This window comes from Gluconacetobacter asukensis (assembly GCF_014174375.1).
GTDB classification, from domain to species: domain Bacteria; phylum Pseudomonadota; class Alphaproteobacteria; order Acetobacterales; family Acetobacteraceae; genus Gluconacetobacter; species Gluconacetobacter asukensis.
The window spans coordinates 43,958-61,927 of the sequence record NZ_JABEQE010000009.1 but is presented as its reverse complement, the minus strand read 5'-3'; the positions used below and the strand labels follow the sequence as shown (position 1 = coordinate 61,927).

Below are 17,970 nucleotides of genomic sequence, written 5' to 3'. Positions count from 1 at the left end.
ATGCCGCCGGAACACGACGCCGACAAGGACAAGCCCCTCGACCTCAGCGCCCTGTATGCCGAGGACGAACCCACACCGCCCGCCCTGCCCGCCGAACCATCGGCACCCCCGCCCGCAGCGGCTTCGGAAGGCCCGCTGCACCAGCCGATGGCAACGTTCGCCCGGCTGGTGGAACTGGACAGGCTGCCCCCCGATATGGTCGCCGAGGCCCATCGGCGCGCGGACATGGTGAATTTCCACGATCTCAACACCCTGCTCGAACATGGTACCGGCGCGCTGACCCAGCTTGCGGACATCGCCGACCGCATGCTGGCCGGCCGCACCCTGGGCCAGTCCGACGCCGTGGGCGACATCGCGGCCTCGGTCCTGGACGGGGTGAAGATCCTGCGCATCGGCGACCTGCGCAAGATCGCCAGCGGCGAGGGCGCGCGGCCCGGCGGCCTGCTGGCCCGCATCGGCGGCCTGGTCGGCGGAGCGAAGGACGCGCTGTCCGGCTTCGCCGAAAACCGCAAGCGTTTCACCACCCTGATGGACCAGCAGGAAGCGAAGGCCCGCACCACCATCGCGGACCTGAAGCGCAATATCGAGAATTTCGAATCGATGTACCAGGCCCTGCGGCACGCGGTGCGCGAACTGAACATCGACATCGCCGCCGGCCAACTGGCCCTGGAACGTGGACAGCAGGAGGCCGAGAGCCTGCGACGGCACGCGCTGGCCACCAACGACCCGGTGGATGCGGCCGAGGTCATGGAACTGCGCGGCCGGCTGGCCAATTTCGCGGGGCACCTCGCCGAACAGCGCGAGGGCCTGATGCGCGCGGCCCTGACCGTGCCGATGCTCAAGAGCACGCGCGAGGCCGCCGAGGCCCGGATCGTGGCCCTGCATTCGGCCCTGACCAAGACCATTCCCAACCTCAAGGCCGCCTGCGCCGTCGCCGTCGGGCAGGTCGACAATCGCCATGCCGCCGCCGCCCGCGACAAGCTCAACGAGGCCGATCGCCAGGTGCTGGGCCTGGTGGCCGACGGCGCGCTGGAAGCCGCCCGCACCACGGCCGCCCAGCGCGGGGTCGATCCGCGCCAGATCGAAGCCCTGTCCCAGGCGGCCGACAAGGTGACGCAGGCCCTGGCCGAAATGGCGGAGAACGACCGCCTGGCCGTCGAGCGCACCCGCAAGCAGGAAGCGCAGCTGCGCCAGTTGCGCGACCGGATCTCCGACGGCATGCGCACGCTCGCCACCCGCACCGTGGCGCCGGAATGAGTGCACCCGTGACGGAGCGGCACCTGTTGTCAGGACCTTTTCAATGACCAAACCCAGGACAATCATTCTTGTGGCAGCCGCAGGAGCGATGGGGGCGGCCGGCGCGACAGCGTTCCTGATCGACGCACGTCACCTGGCGGACGACCAGGCCTGCCGTCAGGATGCTCCCGCCGCGCAAGGCCAGCCCACGGCAGCAGCCGGCACCCGGCCGGACGATCCGCAGGGCCGCAAGCCGCAGGATTGCGATCACCAGCAGCACCACTCATACCATGCTTCCGGCGGGGGAGCCTTCTTCATCCCCACCAGCAGCCGCGGCAGCGATAACGACGACGCCCCGCGCGCGGGCGGCAGCAGCGGCGAGGCGGAATCAGCAGGCCATGCCGGTTTCGGCGCCAGCGCCGCCGGCCATGGGGGCGGCGGCGAATAACCGTCTTTTCCCCATGGCCTCCGGCATCACGCGCATTGCGTCCACCCCCCGCGCCGATTGGCCCGGCCAGGCCGACGCCATCGGCTACACTTATTACCGCAACGATGACGGCAGCTTCGCCTGGCGTGAAGACGTCTGTTACGCCATCACGCCGGTCGCCGCCGAAACCCTGCGCCGCGCGGCCGAGAGTCTGCACCGAATGTGCCTCGACCTGGTGGACGAGGCCGTCCGCACACGGCGCGGCCTGGACGCATTCCGCATTCCCGAGGCCATGCAGCCGGTGGTGCGCGACTCCTGGGAACGCCGCGATGCCTTCCTGATCGGCCGCTTCGATTTCGCATGGCAGGACGGGCAGCCGAAACTGATCGAATATAACGCCGATACGCCCGCCACCCTGCCGGAAAGCACGCGCATGCAGGCCGCATGGCGGCGCGCGACCCATCCCGCCGAAGCCGACCGCGCCCTCAGCGAAGCCGCACTGGTCAACCACCTGATGGCCCTCCGCGCCCAGGGCCGCGTGGACGATATCGTCCATGTCGTTCCCTACCCCGACAATCGAGAGGACGCGGTCCATGCCCGCTACTATGCCGACTGGGCGCGGCAGGCCGGGCTCGAGGCGGTGCATTGCGAATTGCGCGATCTCGAAATCAGCACCGACGGACAATTGCTGCATCGCGGCCGCATCATCCGCTCCATGATCCGCATGTATCCGTGGGAGTTGATGTTCCGCGATGCGGGCGCCCGCCATCTGCGCCAATGCGGCTGCCGGTTTCTCAATCCGCCCTGGGCGGCCCTTCTCTCCAACAAGGCGCTCCTGCCCGCGCTATGGCAGCGCCATCCCGGCCATCCGCTCCTTCTGCCTGCCGCCTGGACGCCGGACGGCATGGAGCGCTACGTCGAAAAGCCCATCCACGCACGCGGCGGCGAAAATGTCCGCATCGTCTCCGGCACGGAAACGCTGGCGCTGGAACCCGGCACCTATGGCGATTATCCCCGCATCTATCAGCATTATGCCGATCACCGCATAGACGGCGTCACCGCCTCCATCGGGGCCTGGATCGTCGGCAGCCATTTCGCCGGGCTGACGGTGCGCGAAAGTGCCGACACCGTCATCCGCCATGTCTCACCCATCGTGCCCCACCTGCTCGTCACATAGAATGCGCGACGCCCGTCGGGTGAACCGCTACCGCCGATCCGGCAAAGCCTTTGCCTCCGCACGGGCAGCCGCAAGTTCGTCCCGCAGACAGGCGACCAGTTGCGCCGCTGGCATGGATCGCGCCATGGGCGCCCCCTGCCCGGCCCATTGGGCACCGAACCCGGCTTCTCCACACGCTTTGGCGGCGGCATTAAGCGCCTTGCCCGCATCGTAGGCCACGGGATAATCCGGCGGAACCGGCACGTTGCCCCCGTCGCCCAGGGCGGTGAAACGGTTCACCAGCGCCCGCGCCGGGCGGCCGGAAATCAGGCTGGTCAGCCGCGTATGAAAGGCCGCCGGCCCCATCAGCGCCGCGCGATAGGCCGCATCGGCAGCGGATTCCGGACACAGGATAAAAGCCGTCCCCATCTGGGCGGCAACGGCGCCCAGATCGAGCGCGGCCGCAATGCCCGCCCCATCCATGATCCCGCCGGCGGCAATCACCGGGCATCGACACTGCCGGGCCAGCAGGCGGGTCAGCACGAAGGTGCCCAGCGCATCGTCAGGCGCGGCAGGGTCGAACATCCCGCGATGACCGCCGGCCTCGATCCCCTGCGCGATAATCGCGTCCATGCCGGCCTCCTCGGCCGCGCGCGCTTCCTCCACACTGGTCGCGGTGGCCAGCAGCACCGCCCCGGCCGCCCGCAGCACCGCGACGATATCCGCCGGGGGCAACCCGAAATGGAAGCTGATCACCGGCGGCCGAACCACCCGCAGCATGTCCAGCATCTCCGGATCGTCGGCAAAGCTCCTGTAAGGCGCACGCAATAATGCCGGCGCCGGCATATCGAACGTGGCGAACACGGGCGCAAGCCACGCACACCACGCCTCCTCCCGCGCCGGATCGCGGCGCGGTGCCGGATGGACGAACAGGTTCACATTGAACGGACGATCGGTCCGCTCCCGGATTTCCGCGATCATCCGACGTGCCCCAGCCGCATCGGCCCCGCCGACACCGATGGACCCAAGACCGCCGGCATCGGAGACCGAAGCTGCCAGCACCGGCGTGGAAACCCCAGCCATCGGCGCCTGGATCAGCGGAAAAGCCAGATCGATACGATCGAAACCCGACATGAATCGCGCCCCCGCCACCGCCGGACCAGGCGGTTACAGTTGACCCGCCCCAGAACCAATTCATAGTGTTTTTCGTTCAATATCGGAAAAACAGATCCATCCGGGGGCGTCCTGCCCTTCGCGATCCTGAAGGAACAGTATGGCCACCAGGAAACCCGGTCCGCCGCGCACCTCCTCTCCACCACCGGGTGTGGACCACCTGTTTCACGAAATGCAGACGGAATCAGCCCGCGCGCTTGCCACCGACCCACGGAATGTCCAGGCCCTTGCGCAGGAGATCGCCTCCACACCGGCCGGCGACGATCCGGACGAGGCACTGTGTGCGCTCCTGACGATGACGCTCGACCAGGCCCGCATGGCGCGGGAAGGCGGCCAGCGTTTCGGCAAACGGTGTCTCGATGCCGTATCGCACCATCTGGTCGACCTGTCCCGGAAAGGGGCGGTCACGGTGGGCGGCAACATCGCGATAACCCGATGCTATGTCAGGGCCGGCCTTCCCGTCCCGGCAGGTCTGGCGCCCGACGAGCAGGCCATCCTTCAGGAAACGGCCTCACTTCCCCCAGGGGACGAAACCAATCCCGAAGCCGCGTTCGCAAAGATATCCGAAAGCCTCCTGAACGATGTCGGCGACGATCCCTCGATCCTGCATCAGGCATTTGCCGAAATCCTGCCCGGCATCCCCCCTGACGCCAGATTCCTGTTGTGCAAGGTCGCCGCCGCGAATCCCGACACGCGCTTCGAACAACTGGCCTGCGCCTGGCTTCTCGATACGTCCGAACAGGTCCGGAGCGGCGCCCTCGAAGGCCTGACCGATCGTCTGGCCGCCGGCAGACTCAGTCCGCAGGCCCTCGGCCGCCTGGCGGTTCTGAGAAGCTGGATCGTCGACGACCCCGTTCGGCAGCGCGTGGACGCCCTGATCAGGAACGCCATCCGGTCCGGTATTTCCCAGGACAGGGACACCCCGCCATCGCACCGGATCGTAGGATGCGTTTCCAGCCCTATCGACGGCGCGGGCGCGCAAAGCCTCGCGATCGCGCTTCAGAAAGGCCGGGCCCGGGCAATCGCCATGGTCCTGCTCAAGCAGGGATTTGGCGTAAAGGACGCCTATGTCGTCCCCTGCGCCAACGCGGCGGAGCAGCGTGGCCTCCTGCAGCAGATTTCAGCCCTGGGCGGCGAGGGCGACGTCTCGCTGGACTATATCCAGGCCGCCCTGAGCTTCGCCCTGGCGGAGGGGCGTAAGAATGCCGTCTATCCGGCGCCCGGCCTGGCCGATGTCGCGGAGATCTGCGCCCTGACATCTCTTCGCCCGACGCAGGACGCCTCCGTCCAGGCAATGTTGAGCGCGTACGATCCGGAAAACGCCCTTGCCTCCCTCGATCCGGAGGAGCGTGAGACACTCGTTGCCGCGAGCGAGGACTGGCCCCCTTCCTATCCCATGATCGCCAACTGGATCGAGGATAATGACGACATATTCGACGGAACCGAGACCACCAGCACGGCCCGCGCGCATGCATTATGGACCTGGCTTGAAACACGTCGGGATTTCTGGGCTTCCATCATCGCCCGGACGGCGCTGCTCCTGAAGGACCAGGGCGATCCTGAGGCCCCCTCCTTCGCGATGACCGCACGCGCAATCAGCCAGGGCGACCCGCTCCGGCGCATACCGGTGATGGCGGCGATCATCGACCAGACACTGGAGGCACGGCTTGCCGCCTCGTTCACAATAGACGAAGACATGCCGGACGGAGCCGACGAAGACATCATGGCCCTTCTCATGAACCTCATGGCACCGCCCCCGCAACCGACCCGCCGGCCACCCGGCAGCAAACCCGCGCGAAAAGGCGCCCGCCGAAAGCCGAAATGACGTTTCCAGGCAGAACGTCGCCGGAACCCTCAATCGGAAAGAGCAGCTTGATGTCCCAGCCATTTCTTCACGATGCCGCAACCGGACACCGACTTGCCGTCTCCGGCCTGCTCGCCCTTGTCATACTGTCCCTCGGCGGCCGGCCGGCGCACGCGGCTTCGACCATCGTGCCGGCTTTGGCAGAGGCAAGCCTCGGCGACCGCGCCCGGCTCGATCTCGCCGCCGGCGGGCTGACAGCCTCCATCACGCTGAAACCCTCAACACAATGCGGCGCCGCCATGGCATGGCAGCCGGCCGATCCCAATCCATCATCCACCTGCCGCATCGCCACATTGTCCATCAGGGCCAAGGGGCAGGCACGCCCGGCATCCTTTCCGCTGGCACCCTACGGGCAGGATGCGGGCTTCATGGACCTGAGGGTAAGCATCCAGAGGCTGGATGCCACCTCGGCCGTGCCCCAGATCATGGTTTCGGCCTATACGGGCGGCGCCCATTGCTGCGAGGTCACCTCCATCTTCGGCCGGGGTCCGGACGGGCAATGGGTGCATGCCGACCTTGGCATGCAGGATGGCGGCGGCCCGCCCGCCATCGTCGCGGTACCGGGCGCGCATGATCCCGTCATCGTGACCTACGATCAGGCCTTTCTGTACACCTTCGCCTCGCATGCCGGGTCCTTCACGCCCGTGATCCTCTATCGCTATCACGACGGCGAACTCACCAATGTCAGCGACGATCCGGCCTACCGTTCCTATCTGGTCGAGGATCTGGCAAAGCAGACCCGGCAATGGGAGGCGTCCGGCCGGTCGGAGCCCAATGGCTATCTGGCCTATTACGTCGCCACCCGCGCCCGCCTCGGCCAGCTTTCCGTCGCCTGGGCCCATATGCTGCCGCGTGCGCAGAATTCGACGAAAAGCGGGTTCGGCGTATCGCCATGCAGCCTGAAATCCACCGAGGAAACCGCGAACGGCCGCTATTGCTCCAAGGCCGATCGCACCCCGCTTCCCTTCCCGCAGGGGCTGGCGGCCTTCCTGACCCGCAATGATTATATCTCGGCCGCACAGGCCCGCGCACTCCTGTCCGACCGCCCCGCCACGGGCGCCGGCTCCGCGCCGTCCGGGCCGTACCATCCCGATTTCCCCTGCGCCCCTCCGCCGGCCGGCAACGGCGTGGCCACCATGCTGTGCCAGGACAGCGAGGCCGCACGGCACGAACTGATGTTCGACCAGGTCTATTACGCATTGCGCCATCAGGTCGGTCAGGACGGATGGAAGGACCTCAGGCAGCAGGTCGTCCTCGACGAAACCACGGCCAACCAATCCTGCGGCCTGCCCGCCCCCGGCGACGAAGCGCAGGCTATCCCACCCAACGGCGCCGCCTGTTACGCCGACGCCATGGACCGTCTGGCAGCCCAATATCGCGTCCGGCTCTCCGGCGCCGCCCTCATGGAAAGCCAACGCCCGCTGGATCGCCACATCGCGCTCCAGAAAAAACTGGCCGAACTCGGCCTCCTGCCGGCCGATACGGTGGTGGACGGCGTCTATGGTGAGGCCACGCGGGCCGCAATCACCGCCTGGCAGCAGGCAGCCAACCGCCCGAGGACCGACGGCTTCCTGTCCGACGATGACGCGGCCATGCTGATTCCACCGCCGCAGGCCGCAACCACCCCGGCAATATCGGCTCCACCACCACCGATGGCGGCCACGGCCAACGTGCCGCCCCAGGCCCCCACCGCACCGCAGACGCCCCAGGCGCAGGCACAGGGCGGGTCCGGCCTCCCCATCAAGCTGGTCTTCGCCATCATCCTCGCAGGCCTGGCGGCCCTGATAGCGATCCGCGTCGTCCGCAAGCGCGGAGGCAACCCCTGACCGGCCGCCCGCAGGCCTTCCCGCCAAGGCTCATCGTGGCGATCGGTCCTACCCGATGACCTTCTCGATAATCGTCTCGTCTGCCGGGATCTGGCCATCGAGCATCAGCATGGCCAGACCATGGACCAGGGCCCAGGCCTCGATGGCGCGGGTGGCGGCCTCCCCCCCCTGCCGGGCCGCCACCATCGCGGCATTGGCCTGCAACAGCGTCCAGGCTTCCGAATCCAGCGTGCCGGCGGCCTTCGCGGGCTCCAGCACGGGCGAGGTGAAAATCAGGCGAAACAGCGCCGGATTGGCCAGCGCGAACCGCACATAAGCGCGCCCCGTCGCCGCGAAACCGGCCGAACCGCCACCCGCCGCCTCGGCCGCCGCGCGCTGCGCCGCGCCGAGTTGCGCCAGTCCCTCCAGCGCCAACGCGGTCAGCAACGCATCCTTGTCCGGAAAATGGCGATAGACCGAGGTCGCGCTCACCCCGACGCCCCGCGCGACCTCGCGTAGCGACAGCGCGTCCACATCCCGCTTTCCCAGCAACCGCAGCCCCTCGGCAATCAGCGCCGCACGCAGATCGCCATGATGATAGGACCGCTTCTTTAAGTTGACGCTGTTATCATTCTCACTCATATTAACAGCGTAAACATCGGAGGCCGACATGGGAAGCCCGATCGAAACGCTGATCCGCGGAACAGTGACCAAGGGCATCGAGACCCTGGCCGCATTCAACCGCAAACACATGCCACCGCCCGCGAATGGCAACCCGTTCCTGACCGGCATGCACACACCGATGACCGAGGAACGGACTCTGACCGAACTGACGGTCACCGGCACGATCCCCGCCGGGCTCGACGGGCGCTATCTGCGCATCGGCCCCAACCCGGTGGCACCCGACCCGGCCTCCTATCACTGGTTCATCGGCGACGGCATGGTCCATGGGCTCGCAATCGCGGATGGCCGCGCATTGTGGTACCGCAACCGCTGGATCCGCTCGAACGCCGTCGCCAAGGCGCGCGGCGTCGCCCCCGCGCCGGGGCCGCGCCACGCATTCGATACGGTGAACACCAATGTCGTCGATATCGGCGGCCGCACCTTCGCACTGGTCGAGGCCGGCAGCTATCCGGTCGAACTCGGCGAAACACTCGACGATCAGCGCTACAATCCATTCGACGGCTCGCTGCAAGGCTCCTTCAGCGCCCATCCCCACCGCGATCCGAAAACCGGCGAACAGCACGCTATCTGTTACGAGGGCCGCGATCCCGGCACCATCCGCCACGTCGTGGTCGATGCAACCGGCCGCGTGACCCGCGAGGAACCGATTGCGGTAAAACACGGCCCGATGATCCATGATTGCGCAATCAGCGACCGTTTCGTGATCATCCTCGACCTGCCCGTCACCTTTTCCATGAAGACGCTGGTCGCCGGCCACGGTTTCCCCTATCGCTGGAACCCGGCCCATCAGGCACGGGTGGGGCTGATGCCGCGCCAAGGCCGGCAGGAGGACATCATCTGGTGCCCGGTCGCACCGGGATACGCCTTCCACGTCGCCAACGCCCATGACATTGATGACGGGCTGGTGATCCTCGATCTCTGTGTCTACGACACGATGTTCGGCGACGGCGCGCAGGGGCCGGATGCACGGTCGCGCGGGCTGGAACGCTGGACCATCGACCCCGCCAGCCGCACCGTCGCCATCCGCACGCTCGACGCCGCCCCCCAGGAATTCCCCCGCCCGGACGAACGATTCTTCGGCCAACCCTACCGCCATGCCTGGAGCCTCGCCCTGCCGGCCGATCCCGCCAACCGCTTTCTCGGCGCAACGGCGCTCTACGCGCACGATCTCGCAACCGGCGAACGGCAAATCCATGATTTCGGCGCCAACCACCATCCCGGCGAATTCGTCTTCGTGCCAGAGACCGCGGACAGTCCCGAAGGCCATGGCTGGCTGATCGGCTTCGTCATCGACATGGCGACCGAGACGACCGACCTCGTCATCCTGGATGCCCGACGGTTTCAGGAGCCACCGGTTGCCAGCATCCGCCTGCCCCACCGCGTTCCGCCCGGCTTCCACGGCAACTGGATCGCCAGGGGCAAAGCGCAATGAACAGCCTGCCCCGCAGCACCCCCCGCCTCGCGCTCCTCGCGCTCGATCTGGCGGTGAATTTCGCCGCCCCGGTGCTGATCTACGACCGGATGCACGCAGGCTGGGGCGATGTCGATGCGCTGCTGGCCTCGTCCCTGCCCCCGCTACTGTGGAGTGTCGGCGGCTTCGTCTACAGGCGCCGGATCGATGCGCTGTCCCTCATCGCCCTGGCTGGCATTGCCCTCTCCCTGCTCGCATTCGTCGGCGGCGGCTCGGCACGGCTGCTGGAACTGCGCGAACAGATGGCGACATTCCTGATCGGCCTGGCCTTCCTGTTCTCGGCCGCGATCGGCAAGCCGCTGATCTACCCGCTGGCCCGGGCCACGATGACCCGCACATCCGCCCAGGCCCTTGCCGATTTCGACGCACGCCGCGACGACCCGCCCGTACGGCACACGATCATGGTCATGACGCTGGTATGGGGCTGCGGCCTGCTGGCGAACGTCGCCATCTCGGTCGCACTCATCTACAGCCTGCCGATCAGCACCTATCTCATGGTCGGCCCCATCCTCGGCTACGCCACAATGGGCGGCCTGGCCCTGTGGACCATCCTCTACCGGCGCTACCGGACACGGCACGTCACCCGCGACGGAGCCCCAACCACCAACGCAACATAAGCGGCCGATCCGGTCCCCGGGCGGGGTTTCAGCATGATTTAACGATTCTCTAATCCTTGAAACGGAGCCTGATCCCACCCCCATCCATCGAGGGAACAGCCCGATGATCAGGATCGACGCCATACAGCCTGACTCGGCCCCCCTCTCCTTTCCGGGCGCCGAGAGCGACACGTCAAAGACCGCCGGCGCATAGCCCCCTGGCGACAGCGGCTCCGATCCTGCGTCGGCATCGGGTGGCGGCGATACCGTCACCCTGTCGGCGGAAGCCATCACAGCCCTGGCCATCCTCTCAGCCGAAACAGCAGGCGATCCACTGGCGCTCTCCGATGCTCTGCTTTCCGCCACATTGTCGGACATGCCCGCGCCCAACCTCGAGAACGCCACGGACTCCGCTGCCCTGCCCATTCCGGCAGACCAGTTCCCTACGGCCACCGACGCCGCCGCACAGGCCGCCATGAACGCGGCCTCTCTCGTCGCGAGCGCCGGCGGGGAAACCATCCATCCGGCAATCTGGGGACGCGCCTATGAACGCACCCTGATGTCAGCACCCGATCGAACCAACCCGGCAGCCGGCATGCCAGGAACCGACACGCAGGGGCAAACCGACCGCATGACCCCGGACATGACCCACAGTTGGGCCTTGGCGAGCGATATGGACAAGGCGTTGATCGACCGTCTGCTCAATACCGGCCTGAAAGAAGGTCCGGGCACGCCCATCCTGAACGGCCAGTCGACCGACCACACCGGCAACAGGCCCCAGACCACCGCCGACCAGACAGCGGCGGACACGCTACCCGATCTCACGAACGTCCTTGACCCCACATCCACGGCCCCCAACGCGCAGCCATTTCCCGGCGTCGATGAGCGGATTGCCGCAATGTATGCGCCGCCCCCCGGCAGCCGCGACATCCATGACCATACGCCCGAGATCGACGAGAACGCGCCCACACCGGAACAGACTGCCCGGATGACAGGCCCGCTTCGCGATGCGCTCACCGCCTGGCAGCGCCGCCGGCTGAACGCACTCTATCCCGCGATCTTCTTCGACACGCTGCGGGTAAAAATCCGCGACGACAGCATCATCTGCGACAAGCCGGTGCATATCGTGCTGGGCATGCGCCTCGACGGCACCACGGATCTTCTCGGCCTATGGATCGAACGGCATGAGGGCGCCGCACTGGGCCGCCATATCATGGACTCACTGAAGCGCCGGGGCGTGGAAGATATCCTGATGGCCGTGGTCGACGAGCCCGACGGCTTTCCGGATGCCGTCCGCACGGCCTTTCCGCAGGCGCGGGTCCACCCCTCGATCGACCATCTGCTGCACCATCTACCGGATTTCATGGCGTTGAAGGACCGCGCCGCCCTGGCCGGGAAAACCGCCTTCGCGGCAGAGAGCCCCTGGGGCCGGATGCTCCTGGCCACCACACACGCCATCAAGGCATTGAATGCGATGCTCGGCCGGGCTGTCCAGGCGCGGGGCTATTTCCCCAACGACGAAGCGGCGCTGGCATTCCTCTATCTGAAAGCAGATACGGCCGAACAAACCAGTCCCTGACCATCCCTGCCCGCCTTCACGCACAGGCGGCCCGTCACATGCGGACCAGCGCCAGACCGTAAAACACGGCCGCCAGTCCCAGCAGGGTAAAGGCCACACCAAGGACCCGGCCGCGATGGCGGCGCACGCATTCGCGGGCCTCGTCTTGCGTCAGGGCAAGCGGTTGATCCATCACCGGCCTCCTCAGCCCATGATCAGGAAATGATCGGCCAGCAGGCCACAGAACAGCAGGAACAGATAGAGCAGCGAGAAGCGGAACGCCCGTCGCGCCGCGCCATCGCCCGTCAGGCTGACACCGGTCGCATCCTGCCGGTCCCGCAGCACCCGCACCGCGCAGCCCACGAATCCGGCATCCAGCAACAGCGCGGTGGCGGAATACAGCCACCCCGCCTGATGCAGCACCGACGGCACCAGCGATACGGCCGAGAGGATCAGCGTATAGATCAGGATCTGCCAGCGCGTATGCCGGGCCCCACGCACAACCGGCAGCATCGGAATACCGGCCCGGCCATAATCCTTGCAGGCATAGAGCGACAACGACCAGAAATGCGGCGGCGTCCACAGAAAAACGATCGCGAACATCACGACCGGCATCACATCCAGCGACCCGGTGGCCGCCGCCCAGCCGATCATGGGCGGAAAGGCACCGGCCGCCCCGCCGATCACGATGTTCTGCGGCGTCGAGCGCTTCAGCCACATCGTATAGATCACGGCATAGAAGAAGATGGAAAAGGCCAGGATGAACGCGGCCAGCGCATTCGTCGCCAGCCACATCAGCAGCACGGACGCCGCCGACAGGCCAATCCCAAACCCCAGCGCCTGATCCTGCCGAATACGCCCATCGGGAATCGGGCGGCGCGCGGTACGGGTCATGATCGCATCGATATCGCGATCGTACCACATATTGATCGCACCCGCCGCACCCGACGCCATGCAGATGCACAGGATGGCCACACACGCGATCACCGGGTTCAGGTGCCCCGGCGCCATCGCCATACCGGCGGCACCGGTAAACACCACCAGCGAGATCACGCGCGGCTTCAGCAGCGCGAACCAGTCGCGGGCCTCGGTCCCGACCAGCGCCGCCTCGAAACGCGGCGCCTCCGACGCGGTGGCGCTGGCGCTCATGCCCCGGCTCCCCCCACCATGAAGCCGGCGAAGGAATCACGCGGCGCGGGCGACGGCAGCGTCCATTCCAGGGTGCGGGCACCCGCTCCCCAATAATTCCCGGCAACACGGCGACGCCCCAGCAGCGCCACAGCCAGCACGGCCACGAAGACGACCATCGACAGGCCCTGCATCGCCACCCCAGCCATCACACCGCCGGGCACCAGGCCCGCGATGCTCCCGCCAACCGCCAGGGCCACATGCAGGCGCCCCGCCCCTTCCGGATAGGCGCCGCCGGCCATCTTGCCGATCCAGTAATAGAAACCGCCGAACGCGGCGAACAGCGCCGCCGGCAGCACCAGCGCATGCGCGTCGGGCCCACCGCCCGCCAGCGCCTGCAAGGGTGCTGCAGCCAGCATCGCCATGAAGGCAACGGCCCACAGCATCGGCACGCGGAAAACCGGCCGACCGGCCAGGATCGTCCGGCCCCAGGCCACCAGCAGCACCAGCATCGGCAGCGCCATGACGGCCTGCTCGACCAACGGCCGCGCGGCAGGCTGCGCCGCCAACCCGGTCGCGAACAGATCATGCACCCAGACAGACGCCCCGCCGACCGACAGCACGACCATCGCCCCCAGCGCAGCTCCGCGCAGGCGCAGCGCCACACCCGAGAAGGTTTCGACCAACTGGCAGATCACACCAGCCGCCGGCAGCAGCAGCAGCCCGACTTCCGGGCCCGAAAACACGCGCAGGGCCCGCGCCGCGACATCCGCGCCCGCACCGGCCAGCAGGCCCCGCGTCAGCGCCGCCGCCAGCACCGGCAGCACGATCACCATCATCATCGCCGTCAGGACCTGCGCCCAGACGAACAGCGGCATGGCGCCCAGCCCGACGCCACGGCCCCGCATGTTCAATGCAGTGGCGACGATATTGATCGCCAGCCCCAGCATCGCCACACACCACAGCATCATCGCGCCCGCCGTCGACACGCCGGCGACGACCAGCCCGAAACTGGCGGCAATACCGGCCCAGCAGGCCAGGTTCAGGCGGCGGAAAGCCATGTCGGGCGCGCCCAGCAGCAGCGGCACGAACCACGAGCCAAACCCGCCGACCAGCGCCGGCAGGGCGCAGAACAGAACCATCAGCGCACCATGGTCGATCGCCATCCACGCGCCGCCGACAGCCTGCCCCGCCCGCAACGGCAGCGCCAGACTGCCACCGACCAGACCAGCCAGAACCGCCATGACCAGATAGAGCGTTCCAACCGCCTTATGGCCGCTCACGCCACCGCTCCGCGTCAGGAAGCCGCCGGTTGCGACATTCATCCGGACCTGCCTCTCTGCCGGCATACGCCACTTCTCCTGCGCCGATGGGCCGCCGGAGGGCGGCCGTGCTCGAAATCGTGATCATGTTACCGAACCCTGGCCGCCAAGACGAGGGCCACCAGGCCCCGCCCCCGGCATGGCGGGGCAGCGTCAGGCGGCGGGCTTCTCCACCCGGGCCGCCGTGGCCAGGCGCGGCAAAGTCACCAGCGTGAACAGCCCCGCCGGCGGCACCGGCTGAATGGTCGCGCGGGCCAGATCGTCGGGCGGAAGCAGCGCTTCCATCGCGAAATCCGGGTGCCAGCCCAGCGAATGCGACGCCCGCGCCATTCCGCGCTCGACCACCAGCCGCACGCCGCCGGTGGCCAGGAAATGATTGACGAACAGGATATGTCCGCCCGGCCGCACCACGCGCTTCAGCTCCGCCAACAGCCGGCGGGGGTTGGGCACGACGGAGGCCACGAACATCGCCACCGCGATGTCGAACGACGCATCCGCGAACCGCGTATCCTCGGCATCCATTTCCAGCAGCGCGTCGATATTGCGCAGGTTCATCCGCGCCACCCGCTGGCGCGCGCGGTCCAGCATGTCGCCCGACAGGTCGATGCCCGTAATGCGCTTGTCGGCGCGATAATGCGGCAGGGCCAGGCCGGTGCCCACGCCCACCTCCAGCACCGCCGTGCCCGGCAGGCTGTTCACGGCGGCGACCGCCCGCTTGCGCCCGAAGGCCGAAACCCCGCCGAACACCGTGTCATAGACACCGGCCCAGCGGCGATAGGCGGCCTTGACGGCCTCGGCATCGAGGGCCGAACGCGGCGCCGGGGCACAGGCCAGGCTGGCGGCATCCGCCTCGGCCGGCGCGTCTTGAAGAACGTTGCTCATCGGGAACCCTCTGTGCCCTGCCGGGCGATTGTCTTCAAGGGGATAGTGGACCAAAGCCCCGCGGCACAGCGCAAATCACCCACTCCTCTCTCTCGTCCGCCATCCTGGCGCCGGTTACACGCCACCGTCGAGCCGCCGCAGGATGCAGTCCCAGATCAGCCCGGCGGAATTGATGCCGTCAAAACGGTCGATTTCCTGCAGGCCCGTCGGCGAGGTGACATTGATCTCCGTCAGCCAGTCGCCGATCACGTCGATACCCACGAAGATCAGCCCCTTCTCGCGCAGCATCGGCCCGATCGCCTCGCAGATCTCGCGATCCCGGGGGCTCAGTTCCACCTTCACGGCGCGGCCACCCACATGCATGTTCGACCGGGCCTCGCCCTGCGCCGGAACGCGGTTGATCGCACCGATCGGCGCCCCGTCGGCCAGGATGATGCGCTTGTCCCCCCGGCGCACCGCCGGCTCATAGCGCTGGATCATCAGCGGCTCGCGCGAACGCGCGAAATGCATCTCCAGCAGCGAATTCAGGTTCTCGTCATCCTCGCGGATGCGGAACACGCCCGCCCCGCCATTGCCGAACAGCGGCTTGACGATGATGTCGCGCCATTCGGCGCGGAACTCGCGGATCGCCAGCACATCCCACGTCACCAGCGTCGGCGGCATCAGGTCCGGAAAATGCGTGACCAGCAGTTTCTCGGGCGCGTTGCGCACCGATTCCGGATCGTTGACCACCAGTGCCTTGCCCGGCCCGATGCCATGCACATGCTCCAGCATATGGGTGGCGCTGATATAGGCCATGTCGAAAGGCGGGTCCTGCCGCATCAGGATCACATCCATCTCGGACAGGTCGAGCACCTGCTCCTCGCCCAGTTCGGCATGGTCGCCCGCAACCCGCCGGACCCGCGCCGGCCGCGCACGCGCCGTCAGCCGCTCGGCCCGCGCGCCGCCGGCCACGCGCCCCTCGCGCAGGCTCAGCCCCTGCACCTGGTAGACAAACAGATCGTACCCCCGCGCCTGTGCCTCCAGCATCAGGGCAAAAGTCGAATCGCCATTGATGTCGATCCCCGACAGGGGATCCATCTGCACGGCAATTTTCAGCGAGCGGGACATCAACGCGACCTCCGGGTACAATCCGATACCGGGGTGACACGATCTGTCACCGGCCCTTGCTTCTTAGTCGAGTTCTCGACCGCGAAAAACCTCATAGCGCATCCACCCCGACAGGTTCGGGATAGGAAATCGCCAGAATCTCGATCAATTCGGCCCCAGCCGGCGTCAGGACCCGCACTTCATCGCCCACATGGCCGCCCAGCAGGGCCCGGGCGATGGGCGATGCCAGGCTGACCTGTCCCGCCGCCAGATCCGCCTCGTCCACCCCCACGATCACGACCGTCCGCTCCAGATCCTCCTCCGTCACATAAGTCACGGTGGCCCCGAAGAAGACCCGATTCCGCTGCGTCTGCGCGGCCGGATCGACCACGATCGCCTTTTCGATGCGGCGGGTCAGAAAGCGGACCCGGCGGTCGATCTCACGCAGCCTCTTCTTGCCGTAGAGGTAATCGCCATTTTCCGAGCGGTCGCCATTGCCGGCAGCCCACGACACGATCTCGACGATGCGCGGTCGTTCTTCATACAGCAGGGCGCTCAGTTCCCGTCGCGTCGCATCCATGCCGGTGGGGGTAATGTAGCGCGACACCCCATCTATGGCCCGGGGCCGCGCCTCGTCATCGTCGTCGTCATCATGCGTCATGGGCCGCATTGTGCCTCAGCACGCGGTCAGCGCAAAATGGATGTACCCTTCCAGCCGCGCCCCCGGCGCCAGGATGGTGATCCCCCGGTCGGTCACGCCGGTATGGTTCAGCGCGTCGTTCATGTTGCTCACCGGCTCGACCGCAATGAAATCCCTGTCCGGCGGCGTGAACAGCACAAGGTGGCGAAAGGTGGGACTGGCCGAAATGGTCAGCGCCAGCCCATCATCGGGCCAGCGCAGGAAGGCCGCACCGTCCCAACCGGCATAGCAATTGTCGATCGCCTCGCCCTCGACCGCGCGCATCCGCTCGAACGACCATTCCCCCGTGGCGGGCACGCGCAGCGCCGGCAGATGCTGCTCGTCATTCGTCCACACCGTATCGGCCGAAAACCCCAGCTTCACGCCGCTGCGCCGAGGGAAATAAGGATGAAACCCCAACCCGACCGGCTGAGGCCGCTGGTCGATATTCTCGATCACCATCCCCACCGCCAGACTCTCTTCGCGCAGATCGAACCGGACCTGCGCCCGATAGGCAAACGGCCATTCATCCATGGGTCGGTCATAGGGCGGATGCCATTCCAGTTGCAGCGTGGCACTGTCGTCCGACAGCAATTCCAGTTCCCACGGATGTTCCCAGCCATTGCCGTGGATCACATGGGGCTCGCCGGCAAAATTCGGCTTCATCCGATATTCCGCGCCATCGAAGCGAAAATGCCCGTCCGCGACGCGGTTGGAGAACGGCACCAGCGGATAGGCCGCAACCCTATGCCCCTTCTGTGCCAGCAGGTTCGGATCGCTGACGGCGTCGAACACGCAGACCTTCCCGCTTTTCCAGAAGGCGACCGCGCCACCCAGTTCGGGAATCAGGCCCAGCCGGGCCGCCCCCGCCTTCAGTTCGATCATCCGTCTCTCTTCCCG

At 67.1% G+C, this 17,970-nt stretch carries 17 protein-coding genes; 8 read left to right on the top strand and 9 right to left on the bottom strand.

Translation table 11 applies throughout. The annotated features are described in order from the left end of the window. From HLH35_RS11535 to HLH35_RS11525, 3 genes are read left to right on the top strand one after another with little or no spacing between them, the layout of a single operon-like run. Positions 1 to 1,257, top strand: a complete 1,257-nt coding sequence (locus HLH35_RS11535) for a toxic anion resistance protein (RefSeq protein WP_182979275.1) — start codon at positions 1 to 3, stop codon at positions 1,255 to 1,257. 43 nt (positions 1,258 to 1,300) lie between these two features. Continuing rightward, on the top strand, positions 1,301 to 1,684 hold the full coding sequence (locus HLH35_RS11530) for a hypothetical protein (RefSeq protein ID WP_182979274.1): 384 nt from the start codon (positions 1,301 to 1,303) through the stop codon (positions 1,682 to 1,684). After that, a complete protein-coding gene (locus HLH35_RS11525) occupies positions 1,635 to 2,840 on the top strand; it encodes a glutathionylspermidine synthase family protein (RefSeq protein ID WP_246385038.1) in 1,206 nt (401 codons plus the stop codon). The genes HLH35_RS11530 and HLH35_RS11525 overlap by 50 nt, the downstream gene beginning before the upstream one ends. 27 nt (positions 2,841 to 2,867) lie before the next feature. On the opposite strand, the gene HLH35_RS11520 is transcribed toward HLH35_RS11525, so the two are convergent. Next, positions 2,868 to 3,953: an NAD(P)H-dependent flavin oxidoreductase gene (locus HLH35_RS11520; protein WP_182979273.1), complete on the bottom strand. Its 1,086-nt coding sequence runs from the start codon at positions 3,951 to 3,953 to the stop codon at positions 2,868 to 2,870. 139 nt (positions 3,954 to 4,092) lie between these two features. On the opposite strand from HLH35_RS11520, the gene HLH35_RS11515 reads away from it, so the two are divergent. Together HLH35_RS11515 and HLH35_RS11510 are read left to right on the top strand one after the other, a co-directional pair. Further along, entirely contained in the window at positions 4,093 to 5,817 is a 1,725-nt protein-coding gene (locus HLH35_RS11515; RefSeq protein WP_182979272.1) for a hypothetical protein, read from the top strand. Between the two features lie 50 nt (positions 5,818 to 5,867). Continuing rightward, a complete protein-coding gene (locus tag HLH35_RS11510; RefSeq protein WP_182979271.1) occupies positions 5,868 to 7,682 on the top strand; it encodes a peptidoglycan-binding domain-containing protein in 1,815 nt (604 codons plus the stop codon). Positions 7,683 to 7,730: 48 nt separating this feature from the next. On the opposite strand, the gene HLH35_RS11505 is transcribed toward HLH35_RS11510, so the two are convergent. Then, on the bottom strand, positions 7,731 to 8,303 hold the full coding sequence (locus HLH35_RS11505) for a TetR/AcrR family transcriptional regulator (protein WP_220790645.1): 573 nt from the start codon (positions 8,301 to 8,303) through the stop codon (positions 7,731 to 7,733). A gap of 28 nt (positions 8,304 to 8,331) precedes the next feature. Here HLH35_RS11505 and HLH35_RS11500 point away from each other — a divergent pair, with 28 nt between their 5' ends. From HLH35_RS11500 to HLH35_RS11490, 3 genes are all read left to right on the top strand, one after another. Further along, on the top strand, positions 8,332 to 9,777 hold the full coding sequence (locus HLH35_RS11500; protein ID WP_182979269.1) for an 8'-apo-carotenoid 13,14-cleaving dioxygenase: 1,446 nt from the start codon (positions 8,332 to 8,334) through the stop codon (positions 9,775 to 9,777). Further along, positions 9,774 to 10,433 carry a VC0807 family protein gene (locus tag HLH35_RS11495; protein ID WP_182979268.1) on the top strand — a complete coding sequence of 220 codons (660 nt, stop codon included), beginning with the start codon at positions 9,774 to 9,776 and terminating at the stop codon, positions 10,431 to 10,433. Before HLH35_RS11500 ends, HLH35_RS11495 begins: the two co-directional genes overlap by 4 nt. A 355-nt stretch (positions 10,434 to 10,788) precedes the next feature. Beyond that, positions 10,789 to 11,991, top strand: coding sequence for a transposase (locus tag HLH35_RS11490; RefSeq protein WP_182979267.1), 1,203 nt, complete (start codon positions 10,789 to 10,791; stop codon positions 11,989 to 11,991). 34 nt (positions 11,992 to 12,025) lie between these two features. Here HLH35_RS11490 and HLH35_RS11485 read toward each other — a convergent pair whose 3' ends face one another. The 7 genes from HLH35_RS11485 to HLH35_RS11455 all read right to left on the bottom strand — a co-directional run bounded on the left by HLH35_RS11485 (position 12,026) and on the right by HLH35_RS11455 (position 17,955). Then, entirely contained in the window at positions 12,026 to 12,163 is a 138-nt protein-coding gene (locus HLH35_RS11485) for a hypothetical protein (protein WP_182979266.1), read from the bottom strand. Positions 12,164 to 12,174: 11 nt separating this feature from the next. Then, a complete protein-coding gene (locus tag HLH35_RS11480; protein WP_182979265.1) occupies positions 12,175 to 13,119 on the bottom strand; it encodes a heme o synthase in 945 nt (314 codons plus the stop codon). Then, positions 13,116 to 14,447, bottom strand: coding sequence for a cbb3-type cytochrome c oxidase subunit I (locus tag HLH35_RS11475; protein WP_182979264.1), 1,332 nt, complete (start codon positions 14,445 to 14,447; stop codon positions 13,116 to 13,118). The genes HLH35_RS11480 and HLH35_RS11475 overlap by 4 nt, the downstream gene beginning before the upstream one ends. A gap of 126 nt (positions 14,448 to 14,573) precedes the next feature. Continuing rightward, positions 14,574 to 15,302 (bottom strand): class I SAM-dependent methyltransferase, encoded by a 729-nt coding sequence (locus HLH35_RS11470; RefSeq protein ID WP_182965488.1) that lies wholly within the window; start codon positions 15,300 to 15,302, stop codon positions 14,574 to 14,576. A gap of 114 nt (positions 15,303 to 15,416) precedes the next feature. Beyond that, positions 15,417 to 16,412 carry a glutathione synthase gene (gene gshB / locus HLH35_RS11465; protein ID WP_182979263.1) on the bottom strand — a complete coding sequence of 332 codons (996 nt, stop codon included), beginning with the start codon at positions 16,410 to 16,412 and terminating at the stop codon, positions 15,417 to 15,419. Between the two features lie 91 nt (positions 16,413 to 16,503). Then, a complete protein-coding gene (gene greB, locus HLH35_RS11460; RefSeq protein WP_182965484.1) occupies positions 16,504 to 17,052 on the bottom strand; it encodes a transcription elongation factor GreB in 549 nt (182 codons plus the stop codon). 15 nt (positions 17,053 to 17,067) lie between these two features. Beyond that, positions 17,068 to 17,955, bottom strand: coding sequence for an aldose 1-epimerase (locus HLH35_RS11455; protein ID WP_182979262.1), 888 nt, complete (start codon positions 17,953 to 17,955; stop codon positions 17,068 to 17,070). Positions 17,956 to 17,970: the final 15 nt, after the last annotated feature.

Coding starts and splice junctions, on each gene's coding strand:
- HLH35_RS11530 (WP_182979274.1), top strand. CDS start 1,301: ATGACCAAACCCAGGACAATCATTCTTGTGGCAGCCGCAGGAGCGATG.
- HLH35_RS11475 (WP_182979264.1), bottom strand. CDS start 14,447: ATGCCGGCAGAGAGGCAGGTCCGGATGAATGTCGCAACCGGCGGCTTC.
- greB (WP_182965484.1), bottom strand. CDS start 17,052: ATGACGCATGATGACGACGACGATGACGAGGCGCGGCCCCGGGCCATA.
- HLH35_RS11505 (WP_220790645.1), bottom strand. CDS start 8,303: ATGAGTGAGAATGATAACAGCGTCAACTTAAAGAAGCGGTCCTATCAT.
- HLH35_RS11515 (WP_182979272.1), top strand. CDS start 4,093: ATGGCCACCAGGAAACCCGGTCCGCCGCGCACCTCCTCTCCACCACCG.
- HLH35_RS11535 (WP_182979275.1), top strand. CDS start 1: ATGCCGCCGGAACACGACGCCGACAAGGACAAGCCCCTCGACCTCAGC.
- HLH35_RS11480 (WP_182979265.1), bottom strand. CDS start 13,119: ATGAGCGCCAGCGCCACCGCGTCGGAGGCGCCGCGTTTCGAGGCGGCG.
- HLH35_RS11525 (WP_246385038.1), top strand. CDS start 1,635: ATGCCGGTTTCGGCGCCAGCGCCGCCGGCCATGGGGGCGGCGGCGAAT.
- HLH35_RS11490 (WP_182979267.1), top strand. CDS start 10,789: ATGCCCGCGCCCAACCTCGAGAACGCCACGGACTCCGCTGCCCTGCCC.
- HLH35_RS11520 (WP_182979273.1), bottom strand. CDS start 3,953: ATGTCGGGTTTCGATCGTATCGATCTGGCTTTTCCGCTGATCCAGGCG.
- HLH35_RS11500 (WP_182979269.1), top strand. CDS start 8,332: ATGGGAAGCCCGATCGAAACGCTGATCCGCGGAACAGTGACCAAGGGC.
- HLH35_RS11495 (WP_182979268.1), top strand. CDS start 9,774: ATGAACAGCCTGCCCCGCAGCACCCCCCGCCTCGCGCTCCTCGCGCTC.
- HLH35_RS11510 (WP_182979271.1), top strand. CDS start 5,868: ATGTCCCAGCCATTTCTTCACGATGCCGCAACCGGACACCGACTTGCC.
- HLH35_RS11470 (WP_182965488.1), bottom strand. CDS start 15,302: ATGAGCAACGTTCTTCAAGACGCGCCGGCCGAGGCGGATGCCGCCAGC.
- gshB (WP_182979263.1), bottom strand. CDS start 16,412: ATGTCCCGCTCGCTGAAAATTGCCGTGCAGATGGATCCCCTGTCGGGG.
- HLH35_RS11485 (WP_182979266.1), bottom strand. CDS start 12,163: ATGGATCAACCGCTTGCCCTGACGCAAGACGAGGCCCGCGAATGCGTG.
- HLH35_RS11455 (WP_182979262.1), bottom strand. CDS start 17,955: ATGATCGAACTGAAGGCGGGGGCGGCCCGGCTGGGCCTGATTCCCGAA.